The sequence below is a fragment of the Vreelandella sp. L-25 genome, assembly GCF_056857535.1.
The window spans coordinates 22,723-36,361 of record NZ_JBSXNH010000041.1; the positions used below are offsets into that span (position 1 = coordinate 22,723).

A 13,639-nucleotide genomic window follows, 5' to 3' on the forward strand; every position below is an offset into this window, starting at 1 on the left:
GACAGCAGTGAACAGGCATATTGGTCGTGTCAACAAAAATCGTTCGAACACTAACGCACCTGTACCCGTTTACCCGCTGAAAGTGACCCTTCCAGCTCTTTTCTCAGCTCGTCCATAAACGCATCGACTTCCGCTTGGCTTTCCAGGTACACCCCACTATGCACGCGGCTAAGTACGTCGCTTACACGCACTCTTGCCACGGGTTTGGGAGCATTTACCGCCGCCGGTACTGTTTCGGTATGCGGGTCGTACGTTTTATCACGTGGTGCCGTTTGTGTGGCTGGCTTGGGGTTCTCGGGTGCCGGTGTTGTGGTGTTTCCCGCAGGCGCAGGCGGCTGCCGCTTAGCAGCGTCGGCCTGGGCGTTGTGAAGCGCATCCAAACTTTCTTCTTCTAACTCGACGGCAGTTTCGGTTTGCAGCTGGTAGATTTGCGCGACGCTGACCGATTGACTGACCGAGGATTTAAGCTGCTGCAGCGGGTGCAGCAAGCGGTTGCTGAGCTCGGCGGTGCCAATGCCGCTTTTGGCAATTTCAGCGCTCACCTTGGCAATGCGCGTATCGATACGGGCAATGGCGTGCTGACGCTTTTCCTCTACCAGGCGGTTGTTCACCTCATCCAGCGTACGTACTAAGCCATCCACCTGGTTAAGCATGGCGTAGGGCGCTTCAGCGCGATAAATACGCTCACACTCGGCCAGCGCTTGCTGGGCCTGGGTGTTTTTCTCAAGCTCTAGGCGGTTCACCGCAAACCGATTGAGCGCTTGTTCTAGCTGCTGCCAGGTAGTCAGCTGCTTGGTGAAGAAGTCGTTGAGATCGCGGTAGTCCTCTTCGACATCGAGCAGCGTGTCTTGCTGGCTGGCGACGGTTTTGAAGAAATCAAAGCTATCGTCTAAACGCAGCAAACGCTCCACTTCCCGCAGTGAGCTATCAATGGCGTTGCGACCGGGGAAGTTGCCCACGTCGGTTTTGCTTTTGTACGCCTCTAGCTCACGTCGCCAGTGGGATAAGCGGTCTACGTAATAGGTAAACAGCTCTTTTTCACTGGTGGGGCCTAGCTGGCCAAACAGCTCTTTGGTGAGGTTACGGGCTTTGTTGAGCACCGCATCTTCGGTTTGGCGCTTTTTCTGGAGGCGGACTTCACTGCGGCGGCGGGCGTTGTTGAGTAGCTCAAAGGCTTCTTTACCGCTGAGCGCAGGGCCAGCGGTGTGGAAGGTTAAGCGCCCAGCGGCATGCAGGCGGCCTAGTATCAGTAGTGTTTCGCCTTCCGGCCAGCCGAAGGGTCGGTTGCTAAAGCGCTCAATCAGCGGGGTCAGTGGCACCGGCTCGCCACCGTGCAGGATGATGTACTGCTCCACCTCTTTCACGGCCTGGGGGTTGCCCTCCTCGCCGTCTAAGTTCAGGTTCTGGGTGCCCAGGTCATCGGCGGTTAATACGGCCTGCAGCTCGCGCATCGGCTCGGGGCTAAGCGCCGTGAGCTGGCTCAGCTTGTTGTAGGTGTTTTCCAGCAGGTAGCGGCAGGCCTCATCCAAACGGGTGTTGATCTGGCCGCGGTTGAGATCAAGCTTTTGCCCAAGCGCGTACACGTCCGCATCTAGCAGCATCTCTTCCAGGCGCACCCGCAGGCGTTTTTTGCGCTCTTGGTTTTCACGGCCACGGTCTGCCAGAATGCGCTCTACGCTGTGGTCGTTGGCCGATAGGTTCAGGCGAATAAACTTATCGGTTTTCAGCAGGGTGCGTAGTTCATCGGTAAAGCGCTTATCATCGGGCAGCTTAATGAGCACCTGCCCACCGTTATCGCCGCTTTTGTGAATGCAGCCCGCTTCGCTTAGCTGCACGTACTCCACATCCAGCGGTGAGACCACCTCCACCCTTAGCTGGCTTTGATAGCGGCCATCCAGGGTGTGGCCATCCAGGTAGCGGCCAATGCTGTAGTCGGTTTTGTTGACCGGGTAGCGGTACTTGGTGCGATCGCGCAGCAGGTCTTTGAAGATCAGGCTGGAAAGCTCTTTGTTCTCGTCGCTGCTGGTGACTTCGGTAGCTTTGATCTTGCGGGTGATGTCGCGCTCTTCATTGGTGAGGAACTGGTACTCATCGCCGTTGCGGGTAATCAGGCTCTCTTTTTCCAGTCGTGCCAGGGTCGCTTCCAGCTGCTCCCGAATGGCTATGCGGTCATCGTCGATTTGGGTCAGCGAGAGTGTCACCAGGTTATCGACCGTACCCTTCACCAGATCCACATAGCGGATCATAAACAGCGTGCGTAGGGTTTCGACATCAAACGCCTCTAACACGGGGTTTTCGCTGGCCTGATCAATGGTGCGCTTCACCGCTGTATCAAGAAAGCCCTCTACCGCTGTATAGAAGCAGTGCATTGGTACCAGCGCGCCAATCGTCTTCTCTTGCACGGCTTTGGCGGCCATGTGGAACGCATCGAGCATGGAGCGCTCGCCATAGGCTAAGTGAGCGCCCGTCGCCCCTACCTTGCGGATCTCTTCAAAGACTTTTTGCACCAACTGGAAGTGGTACGGCACAAAGGGGTAATTGGCGATAAAGCTTTCCACGCCTTCGATGTTTTTTAGCGTGGGGCCAGAGCGGTCAAAGGTCAGTTGGTTACGCAGAATGGAGCCTTTGGCCTCAAACACGCCTTCAAGCTCGGCGCGTGCCGGGGCGGTTTTCACCAGCAGGCGCTTTCGGATCACTTCGTCAGAGTTGGAGCTTGAGAGCGATAAGCGGGTTTTGAAGCGTCCGGCGATTTTGGAAAAATCGTTGGCTTTTGAGGCGGTCATTTCGCCTAGCACGGCATCCATATCCGCCTGGGAGGTGACCACGATCCAGGCACGCCCACCGCAAATCGTGCCCAGGTTTTCGGTGAGCGTTTGCAGAGTCAACATTAAGCGTGTGTCGCTGCCAATGAACTGGCCAACTTCATCCACCATGAACACCATGCGCTGGGTTGCTGACTGCGACTCCAAAAACTCTTTCACCCAGTGGCAGAAGTTCTCTACAGAGACGCTGAAGTTGGTTTCAGATTCCTCAAACCATTTATGCGCCGCTTCAGGAGAGAGATCGAGCGCCGCCCCAATCGCTTGCTCGATATCGTCCTGGTAGAACTGATAGCCATCTCGCTCCTCTTCCCACACCACACCACTGGCCTCGTTAAAGGCCTGCTTAAAACGCTCATACACACCGCGTTTTTCTAGGTGGCGCTCCATATGAGCAATGTGCGGGTAATCAGAGCTAAAGCCTTGGTGCTCGTTAAACACGCGCAGGAAGACGTTCAGGATGGGGTTGCCATCGTCGTTCGAGCTGGCCTTGCTGTCGATATTGAACAGCACCACATGCGCCGGTTCACGGACGGCCTTGTCGATATCAGCCCGGATAGAGCCGTCTACCAGCTTCTGCTCATCAAAAAAATCAGCGGCCCGCTTGGCCTGGCCGTTGGCATCAAACGCTTCCGTGTTGGCGAGTAGGTAAGAAAGCGTTTTCAAAAAGTGCGATTTACCCGACCCAAAGAAGCCACTCACCCAAACGCCCACGCGATTGGCGACGGAGGGGTCATCTAAAGGGGTGGTGTAAGATTCAAAAAAAGCGCGAAAGTGCTTTTCTAACTCGTTGGTGACGACATACTCATCCAGCTCTTGGTAGATGGTTTCCTGGTCACGCTGGTCGGCTTTGACCACGCCGTTGATTGACCGGCTAAGCGGTTTGAGGAAGAGCTCTTGAATGTGCATATCTGTCCTATAAATATGTAAACCCTGGGTATTTCGAGCTAGGAGGTACCGATCTCAAAGACCACGACTCACCAAGCGAACGTAGTACACGGAATGACGTCATCCGTTGCGCTAGGGCACAAGCGCAAACGCACGATAGTAGTTATTGCTTTCTATCCGCTTAAACAACGACATCGTCTGCCCGTCGTAACGGCCTGGATAGAACAACACCAGCGGCTTATGACCGAGTGGCCCGTGTAGGGCATTTAACAAGCTGTGCGCACGCACCATGGGCCACAGGCTGCCAACACCGGTGAGCAATACGATATCAGGCTCATGCGACAAAGAGTGTCGGATGAGGTACGGGGCGAACTTGTCCATGTGCAGCGGCCCACGTAGCGCTTTGAGCAGTGCCGCATCGCCTTTGCTTTTTTGCATGGCAATGGCTTTATCAAGAAAACCGCGCTCGGTCAGGTAATCCTTAAGCACTTCAAGCAGATTGACCTGCGCCATTTTGATATCAGGGTGCTGGCGTGCCATTAATGAGGGGAGGAAATTCAGGTAGGCACGCACCTGGAGTTCATGTTCAGGGGCGTAATCAAAAATCCAAAAGCCAATTTCGTTACCCAGCCCCTGGCCCGCTAAAAAATCGGGCCGAGTGATTTTCTCAGCGACTTGGTTCAACCGTGCCCGTAGCTGATCATCCTCGTGGTGGCTAAAACCGCTGGGGGGTGGGTAGTGATTGCTCTGTGACATGCGGATGCGTCCCTGTGTCTAGCATGTTTGATGCAAGGCATTTTTAATGCAAAAGGCTTATTTTTGATAAGACTATGTCGCTTGCCACCTGCGTTGCAAGGTCTACTTAGTCGCGTTTTGACGTCAGCAATGAGAGTAGAGGGATAAAATTACCGCAACTGGCGACAACAGGCACTCAAGCGGACGTGCTGGTAGGTTTCAAGCAAGCTTTTTACTTCTGGACGCAGCAGCAAGGGCTGTAACTTGCGCGAGCGACTGGAGGCCAATACGCCGACTTCCGTCAACATACGATACACCACCTGCCCCATTTTACGTTTGGAGCTTTCCGCCCACCCTGCTATTGCTTCATCACGATGGGCACGCTCGGCTAAAAACTCATCCCACTGGTAGGCCTGAAGCGCCTCCGCCTGGGTTAAGAAAGCATCGGCGACGACACTTTCAAGAAACTCCACCAATAGCAGGTTACGTGCCATGGCCGCACAGAAAGACACCTGTGTGGCGAGCTGGTCGTCGCCATCGCGCAGCGCTTGCCAAAACGGTGGCTCCAGCTTCTCTAAGCGCTTACGAATAGCTTGCCCAGCACGTTTAGCAGTAGCGGGACGGTTCTTCTGGAGGCGGTTATCAATGATGATTGCCTGGTGCCACTGCCCTTCATCCGCATTAGAGAGCAGCAAATCAGCAACGGCACGGCTCTCGCGCACCATCAGTCCACCGCCAATCAGATCAGAGTTGTAGCTGAAAAAACCAGTCAATGAGTATCCACCTATGTCGTTTGTGTAGCTTCCTATTAGGGCACAGCTCATAAACGCCATCATCATAAAAAAACATGATCGCTAGAAACCAGTGAGTCAGAGGGTATACGAGGGGATATGGAGCCGGTTTGCAAGTAGTATTCAGCATGCATAACGGCAAAGGCTATTAGTAATAGACCAGAAATGGAGGCGGCCCCAAAAGCCACATCCCGGCACACGCAGCCACCACTACCGTTGCTCCCTTCCGGGCCTGGCGGGGTTCGCAGTTTAGCGTTGCGGGAGGACCTAAGGGGCCACCATAGTCGTATGCTGTTGAACTGCATACTTGCGCTGATTGGTGGCTACGCCCTGATTTGAACAGGGGACCCCATCATTATGAGTGATGTGCTCTAACCAACTGAGCTACGTAGCCTTTCCGACATCAGCGGGTGCAGAGTATGCCTATATTAGCGGCAAAAGGCAAGCCGAAATGGCCTGCCTTTTCATACGCTCAGCGCACGCGCTTACAACGCCGACTGTACGGCAGGTAACGCGTCGCCGCCATCACGCGTCGTCACGCCTTTCAACCACGCCTCCAATACATCGGGATGTGCACTCAGGTAGTCACGCGCCGCTTCGCGAGGCTCGACCCCCTCGTCCATGATGGCGCTCATCAGCTGGTTTTCCATCTCCAGCGTGAACGTCATGTTGCTCAGCAACTCACCGACGTTTGGGCAGGACTCGACGAAACCAGTGCGAGTATTAGTGTAGACCGTCGCGCCTCCAAGATTCGGACCAAAGTAGTCGTCTGCATCAGACAGGTACGCCATCTCGAAATTGGTGTTCATGGGGTGCGGCTCCCAACCCAGGAAAACCATCCACTTTTCATTGGGAACCCGAGCGCTCAACTCGGCCAGCATGCCCGCCTCGCTGGAGTCGATTACTTGCCAGTCACCTAGCCCATAGGCGTCATCATCAATCATCTGCTGGATGAGTTCGTTACCGTCGTTCCCTGCTTCAATACCGTGAATGCGCTGCTCAAACTGCTCTGCGTGCTCGGCTAAATCGTTAACAGAAGTCACGCCAGCGTCATACACATACTGAGGCACCGCCAAGGTATATTTAGCGTCTTCAAGGTTGGCGACTAAGCGCTCCACTTCTCCACGCTCAATATAGGGGTCACTGATAGAGGCCATCGACGGCATCCAGTTACCCAAAAACACATCAAAATCGTTATTACGCATACCTGCATAAGCGATGGGAACCGAGACGGTATCTACACGCGGCTCGTAGCCAAGCGCTTCGAGTACTTCGCTGGCCAGCGCTGTGGTCGCCGTAATATCAGTCCAACCCACCTCAGCAAAACGAACGCTACTGCATTCATTAGCAAAAGCCGAGACGGGTAAAAAAGCGGTGACAAATAAAGTACCCAAACGACGCGTTGTTACTTGTTTCATAAAGCTCTTCCCTCATGATCTGTTTTATTGACACACGCTCTGCAAACAACAGATGCAGAGGTGAGAAGCGATCAGGCATACTTTTGTTGATTGAACGTTCAATAAAAAAATGCCATCATACTCAGGTAACCATGCCTACTCCTGCTTTTCAAGGTGAGGAGCCAATGGGCATTCAACGTCATTAGGAGATAGCTGTGCCTAAGGTGGGAATGGAACCAATACGCCGCCAGCAGTTAATCAAGGCTACGATGGCGGCCATTGATGAGGTTGGCCTTGCCGAAGCGACGGTCATGCGCATCGCCCGTCACGCGGGGGTTTCCGCAGGCATTATCAGCCACTACTTTGGCGGTAAAGATGGCCTGCTCGAAGCCACGATGCGACAAATTTTGACGGACTTAAGCGATGCCGTCGCCGCGCGGCGCCATGCCTTAGAAGACGATTCACCGCGTGCGCACATTGGCGCCATTATTGAAGGCAACTTTGATCGCACCCAGGTCACCGGACCCGCCGCTAAGACGTGGTTAGCCTTCTGGGCCAGCAGCATGCACAAGCCCGTACTTCAGCGGCTTCAGTATGTGAACGACCGTCGTCTTTACGCCAACCTATGTCATCAATTTCAACGTGTCATGCCCAAAGCGGATGCCCGCAACGCCGCTCGTGGCCTAGCCGCCATGATCGATGGTTTATGGCTGCGCGGTGCGTTAACGCCTGAAGGCCTGGATGCCGCAGAAGCGCGCTATCTTGCGCACACCTATCTCGACCAGTTACTGACTCATTACGGATGCTATCAAGACGCATCCACTGCCGATTTTAAATAAGGAGATCAACATGACCGCTCAAAGCGCACAACCCCTCTATATTGGTGGTCGCCCGGTTGATGCCACCTCCGGCGAAACATTTACCGTTACCAATCCTTATGATGGCAGTCTGCTGGCCACGATTGGTCAGGCAAGCCAAGCCGATGTCGATAGCGCCGTTCAGGCAGCACAGCGTGGCCAGCGTGAATGGGCCGCCATGACCGGCATGGAGCGCTCACGCATCCTGCTACGTGCCGTAGCACTTCTTCGCGAGCGTAATGACGAGCTTGCCGAGCTGGAAACCCGCAATACCGGCAAGCCGATCAGCGAAACCGCCAGCGTCGATATCGTGACCGGTGCCGATGCTCTAGAGTACTACGCAGGCCTTGCCCCGGCGATTGAGGGCAGCCAAATTCCCCTGCGCGATAGCTCGTTTGTTTACACCCGCCGCGAGCCGCTGGGTGTCATTGGTGCGATTGGCGCCTGGAACTACCCGATTCAAATCGCCTGCTGGAAAGCGGCTCCGGCACTCGCCGCTGGCAACGCCATCGTGTTCAAGCCCAGTGAAGTCACACCGCTAACGGCGCTTAAGCTTGCCGAAATCTTCACTGAAGCAGGCTTGCCCGACGGTGTATTTAACGTGGTACAGGGCGATGGTCGCGTCGGCGCCATGCTGACCGAGCACGAAGGCATTGCCAAAGTCTCGTTTACCGGTGAAGTGGGCACAGGCAAAAAAGTCATGGCCGCTGCCGGTGGTTCCACGCTGAAAGACGTGACAATGGAACTCGGCGGCAAATCTCCGCTAATTGTCTTCGCGGATGCCGACCTCGAGCGCACAGCCGATGCCGCCATGATGGCGAACTTCTACTCCAGCGGCCAAATCTGCACCAACGGCACTCGCGTGTTCGTTGAGCGCAGCGTCAAAGAGGCGTTCGAAGCCAAGCTAGTAGAGCGCGTGGCACGCATCAAAGCAGGCGACCCGATGGATCCGAGCGTCAATTTCGGTCCGCTTGTCAGCTTCGAGCATCAGGAAAAAGTGCTCTCCTACATCGCGCTCGGCAAAGAGCAAGGCGCACGCGTGCTGGCCGGTGGCGACGCGTGGAACAGCGGCGAATGGGCCAAAGGCGCCTGGGCGGCCCCCACGGTATTCACTGACTGCACCGACGAGATGCGTGTCGTCAAAGAGGAGATCTTTGGCCCGGTAATGTCAGTACTCGCCTTCGACGACGAAGAGGAAGTCATCCGCCGCGCCAACAACACCAAGTACGGCCTAGCCGCCGGCGTCTTCAGCGAAAGCCTGAACCGCGCGCACCGTGTGATTCACCAGCTGGAAGCCGGCATCTGCTGGATCAACACCTGGGGAGAGTCGCCGTCGGAGATGCCGGTAGGCGGTTACAAGGAGTCGGGCATTGGTCGCGAGAACGGCGTCGAGACGCTCAATCACTACACCCAGACCAAGTCCGTACAGATCGAGATGGGGCCGTTCGAGTCGGTGTTTTAAAGGCTGAGCCCAGCTTTCGTACACCGAACTCCCCTTTCTGGATGAGAGAACCGCTATGTCTCAAGCAACTGAGTTTGATTACATTATCATCGGTGCCGGTTCAGCAGGTAACGTGCTGGCCACGCGCCTGACCGAAGACAGCGATGTCAGCGTGCTGCTGTTGGAAGCCGGTGGCCCTGACTACCGTTTCGATTTTCGCACCCAAATGCCCGCAGCGTTGGCTTACCCACTACAGGGCAAGCGTTATAACTGGGCGTTCGAAACCGACCCCGAACCTCATATGGACAATCGCCGTATGGAGTGCGGGCGTGGCAAAGGCCTAGGCGGCTCCTCGCTGATCAACGGTATGTGCTACATCCGCGGCAACGCGCTTGATTACGACCACTGGGCCAAACAGCCCGGTTTGGAGGAGTGGGATTATTTAAGCTGTCTGCCCTACTTCAAAAAGAGCGAAACCCGCGATATCGGCCCGAACGACTACCACGGTGGCGACGGGCCCGTCAGCGTGACCACTCCCAAAGCGGGCAATAACCCGCTTTACCGCACTTTTATAGAGGCGGGCAAGCAAGCCGGTTACCCAGAAACCGAGGACGTCAACGGCTACCAACAAGAGGGCTTCGGCCCGATGGACCGCTTCGTAACGCCGAAAGGTCGCCGCGCCTCCACCGCTCGTGGCTACCTGGACACGGCCAAACAGCGCAGTAACCTGACCATCGAAACCCGCGCCGTCACCGACGTGATCGAATTCGAGGGTAAGCGCGCCGTCGGCGTCCGCTACGAGCAGAAAGGCCAGCCCAAGCAGGCTCGCGCGCGTCGCGAAGTGCTGCTGTGCGGTGGTGCGATTGCCTCCCCGCAAATTCTCCAGCGCTCTGGCGTAGGTAACCCAGAGTGGCTGAAAGAGCTGGGCATTCCTGTCGTACATGAACTGCCCGGCGTCGGCGAAAACCTGCAAGACCATCTGGAGATGTACATTCAGTACGAGTGCAAAGAGCCTATTTCGCTCTACCCTGCACTGAAGTGGTACAACCAGCCAAAAATCGGTGCAGAGTGGCTGTTCAAAGGCACTGGTGTGGGCGCAAGCAACCAGTTCGAGTCCTGTGGCTTCATCCGTAGCCGCGATGACGAGGAGTGGCCGAACCTGCAGTACCACTTCCTGCCTATCGCCATTAGCTATAACGGCAAGAGTGCCGTTCAAGCGCATGGCTTCCAGGCACACGTCGGTTCCATGCGTTCAGAAAGCCGCGGCCGTATTCGTCTGACATCTAAAGACCCCCACGCGGCACCGAGCATTCTGTTCAATTACATGGCCAAAGAGAAGGATTGGGAAGAGTTCCGCGACGCGATTCGCCTAACTCGCGAGATCATCGCCCAGCCCGCCTTCGACCGATACCGAGGCCGGGAAATTTCCCCCGGCCCGGACGTGCAGAGCGATGAAGAGCTCGACAATTTCGTCAAGCAGCACGCCGAAACTGCTTATCACCCCTGCGGCAGCTGCCGTATGGGCGAAGGTGACATGGCGGTGACCGATGCCCAAGGCCGGGTACATGGGCTCGAAGGACTGCGCGTGGTGGATGCATCACTATTTCCGGTCATTCCAACCGGCAACCTGAATGCTCCCACCATCATGCTGGCCGAAAAAATCGCCGACCGTATTCGCGGTCGCGAGCCCCTGCCCCGTGCCAGCGTAGATTACTACGTCGCCAACGGCGCGCCTGCCAAGCAGGTATCATAAGCCGATATCAACACGGGTACGCCAACCCGCTGCGTCAAAACGCCATGGTGCCTCACCATGGCGTTTTTTTTGCCCTAACTGCGCTACATTGAAGATATAAAGCGAACGTATAACGGTGAAATGCTTGCACAAGGCGCAATGACTCTGCGAATATTCAAACATACGTTTAAATACGTTCTTTGATAACCACCCACGGAGATTCCCCCATGCTCACCTTACTCCTCATCGTGCTCGCCGTTGCCGGCTTGCTCGTGGTGATGCGTCGCGAGGCAGGTGCCACCGCTGCCCTTGCCCTACTAGGCGTACTGGGCTTAATTGGCGTTGTGTTAGGCGCACCGATCATAGGCACGTTGCTACTCATTGCCGCCGCCGCAGTAGCCGTGGCGGGCCTTCCTGCACTGCGCAGTAAATGGCTAACCCCGCGTATTTTTGCCACTTTCAAAAAAGTAGCGCCGAAAGTATCGGCGACCGAGCGTACCGCGCTGGAAGCGGGTAGCGTTTCCTGGGATGGCGAGCTTTTTTCAGGTAAGCCCCAGTGGCAATCGCTGCTCGACTTCAAAGACGATGGCCTAAGTGACGAAGAGCAGGCGTTTTTAGACAACCAGTGCTCAAAAGCCGCTGGCATGTGCAACGCCTGGGATATCGCCCGTGAGCGTGCCGACCTGCCCCAAGAGCTATGGGACTACCTGAAAAAAGAAGGCTTCTTCGGCATGATTATTCCGAAGGAGTACGGCGGTTTGGGCTTCTCTGCCAAGGCGCAATCCATGGTGCTGCAGAAGCTCTCCGCCAACGAAACCCTGATGGTGACTGTAGGCGTGCCCAACTCTCTCGGCCCTGGCGAACTGCTGCTGAAGTACGGCACCCAAGAGCAGAAAGACCACTACCTGCCGCGCCTAGCCGATGGTCGTGAAATCCCCTGCTTCGGCCTCACCGGCCCCCGCGCAGGTTCAGATGCGACTTCCCTTCCAGATACCGGCGTGGTGTGTAAGCAAGTCATTAATGGCGAAGAAGTCGTGGGCGTGCGCCTGAACTTTGAGAAGCGCTGGATCACCCTGGCGCCCATTGCCACCGTGGTTGGCCTGGCATTCCGCCTCTTCGACCCGGAAAACCTGCTGGGCGAAGAAGAAGACCGCGGCATTACCCTGGCGCTGATCCCCCGCGATACCCAGGGTATGGACATTGGCCGTCGCCACCACCCGATTGGCAGCCCGTTTATGAACGGCCCGATTAAGGGTAAAGATGTGTTCGTACCGCTGGACACCATTATCGGTGGCCCGGATATGATTGGCCAAGGCTGGCGTATGCTGGTGGAGTGCCTCTCGATTGGCCGCTGCATCACGCTGCCTTCTGGTGCCACCGGCACCGCGCGTTACGCGCTGGGCTGGAGCGGCGGCTTTACCCGCGTGCGTCGTCAGTTCAACGTACCGGTCGCAGAGATGGAAGGCGTGCAAGAGCCCCTGGCACGTATGGCGTCATTGGCCTACATTTCGGCAGCCACGGTGTACCAAACCGCTAACCTGATCGACCATGGCGAAAAGCCAGCGGTACCCTCTGCCATCCTGAAAAGCCAGCTGACCGAATTTCAGCGCGTGCTGCTTAGCGATGCAATGGACGTGCACGGCGGTAAAGCAGTGACGCTTGGCCCGCGCAACTACTTGGGTATCGGCTATAGCGCGAACCCGGTAGCCATTACCGTAGAAGGCGCGAACATTATGACCCGCAACCTGATGATCTTTGGTCAGGGCGCTATTCGCTGCCACCCTTATGTGCTGGAAGAGCTGGCTGCCAAAGATGCCAACGATGTGAAAGCCTTCGATAAGGCGTTCTTTGGTCATGCGGGCCTGATTTTCGGCAACGCGGCCCGTGCCTTCACGCTGGGCTTCGGTCTCGGCAAGCCCAGCGTGCCGTTCAGCGGTCCGGCCGCTGGTTACGCCCAGGATATCGCGCGCCTCTCTGCCGGCTTCGGCCTGTGTGCAGATGCCGCCATGGCCAGCCTCGGCTCTGAGCTGAAAAAACGCGAAATGCTTTCCGCCCGCCTGGGCGATATCCTTTCCAACCTCTACCTTGCTTCTATGGTGCTTAAGCAGTGGCATAACGGCAATAAAGTAGAAGGCGAAGAAGGCCTACTGCATTACAGCATGCAGTTCCTGCTTAACCGCGCAGAGCAGGCCTTTGTTGAGATTTTTGACAACCTGCCAAACCGTGCGCTGGGTAAAGTACTCAACGTCGTGGTCATGCCTACAGGCCGTCGCTGGAATAAGCCACATGATGACTTAGCCCGCGATATCGCACGGCGTGTCTCTACCCAAAGCGCGCTACGCAGCAAGCTGCTAACCAACACCTGGGACAAAGACGACGGTACAGAATCTAACCCGTTGGCACGCTACAACGCTCTGCTGAAAGAGTACGACCGCGCGGAGGCTATTTACCGCACGGTAAACAAAGCCTACGCCAAAGGTGAGCTGCCGCAAACGGCACTTCACCCCGAAGCACGGGTAGAAGCCGCTCTGGAAAAAGGCTTAATTAACGAAGAAGACGCCGCCTTCATGCGCACATTTGAAGCTGAAGTGCTGGAAATGCTGACCGTCGATGACTTTGCTTACGACGCGTTTGCCAACGACAAGTCGACACTGATCGACCATAACGCAGCACCTGCCAAAGCATCGCCGCAGGCAGAGACCAGCGTTAAGTAAATGGCTTTTAGCCCTCGACCAACCGGCCCACCAAGGGCCGGTTTTTTATGCCACCCGCATGTTCTAAAACGAATCAAACGAACATTATAGCCATAGGGCGTAGTGGAGACTGAGCAAACCGAGCTTCTTACTCACCCTGAAAACTCTATTTTTGAGTTCTTCTACGCCTAAAAGCGAATACAAACGGCCATCAAAAGCGTTGCAAGTTCGCAAATGATCAACTAGCCTTTCGTTAATGAAAATATCGCATGGGTTGGTTGCCACA

8 protein-coding genes, 1 tRNA gene and 1 other RNA gene are annotated in these 13,639 nt (G+C 55.9%); 4 read left to right on the forward strand and 6 right to left on the reverse strand.

Going from position 1 to position 13,639, the window contains the following annotated elements:
- Positions 1-50: 50 nt before the first annotated feature.
- From brxC to AC13CN_RS03730, 6 genes are all read right to left on the reverse strand, one after another.
- Positions 51-3,728, reverse strand: coding sequence for a BREX system P-loop protein BrxC (gene brxC, locus AC13CN_RS03705; RefSeq protein WP_253557196.1), 3,678 nt, complete (start codon positions 3,726-3,728; stop codon positions 51-53).
- Between the two features lie 111 nt (positions 3,729-3,839).
- On the reverse strand, positions 3,840-4,463 hold the full coding sequence (locus AC13CN_RS03710) for a DUF1788 domain-containing protein (protein WP_253557198.1): 624 nt from the start codon (positions 4,461-4,463) through the stop codon (positions 3,840-3,842).
- Positions 4,464-4,612: 149 nt separating this feature from the next.
- Positions 4,613-5,215: a DUF1819 family protein gene (locus tag AC13CN_RS03715; protein WP_084812757.1), complete on the reverse strand. Its 603-nt coding sequence runs from the start codon at positions 5,213-5,215 to the stop codon at positions 4,613-4,615.
- 193 nt (positions 5,216-5,408) lie between these two features.
- Positions 5,409-5,505, reverse strand: an RNA gene (gene ffs / locus AC13CN_RS03720) — signal recognition particle sRNA small type.
- A gap of 45 nt (positions 5,506-5,550) precedes the next feature.
- A tRNA-Met gene (locus tag AC13CN_RS03725) sits at positions 5,551-5,627 on the reverse strand.
- A gap of 91 nt (positions 5,628-5,718) precedes the next feature.
- The gene (locus tag AC13CN_RS03730) at positions 5,719-6,651 is read right to left on the reverse strand and encodes a choline ABC transporter substrate-binding protein (protein ID WP_253557200.1); all 933 of its coding nucleotides are present in this window, start codon (positions 6,649-6,651) and stop codon (positions 5,719-5,721) included.
- A 209-nt stretch (positions 6,652-6,860) separates the two neighbouring features.
- Here AC13CN_RS03730 and betI point away from each other — a divergent pair, with 209 nt between their 5' ends.
- From betI to AC13CN_RS03750, 4 genes are all read left to right on the forward strand, one after another.
- A complete protein-coding gene (gene betI, locus AC13CN_RS03735; RefSeq protein WP_044628022.1) occupies positions 6,861-7,469 on the forward strand; it encodes a transcriptional regulator BetI in 609 nt (202 codons plus the stop codon).
- Between the two features lie 10 nt (positions 7,470-7,479).
- Complete coding sequence (betB, locus tag AC13CN_RS03740) at positions 7,480-8,949, forward strand: betaine-aldehyde dehydrogenase (protein WP_172514439.1); 1,470 nt, start codon at positions 7,480-7,482, stop codon at positions 8,947-8,949.
- A 55-nt stretch (positions 8,950-9,004) separates the two neighbouring features.
- Positions 9,005-10,681: a choline dehydrogenase gene (betA, locus tag AC13CN_RS03745; RefSeq protein WP_253557201.1), complete on the forward strand. Its 1,677-nt coding sequence runs from the start codon at positions 9,005-9,007 to the stop codon at positions 10,679-10,681.
- A 206-nt stretch (positions 10,682-10,887) separates the two neighbouring features.
- Positions 10,888-13,374: an acyl-CoA dehydrogenase gene (locus tag AC13CN_RS03750; protein WP_074210659.1), complete on the forward strand. Its 2,487-nt coding sequence runs from the start codon at positions 10,888-10,890 to the stop codon at positions 13,372-13,374.
- Positions 13,375-13,639: the final 265 nt, after the last annotated feature.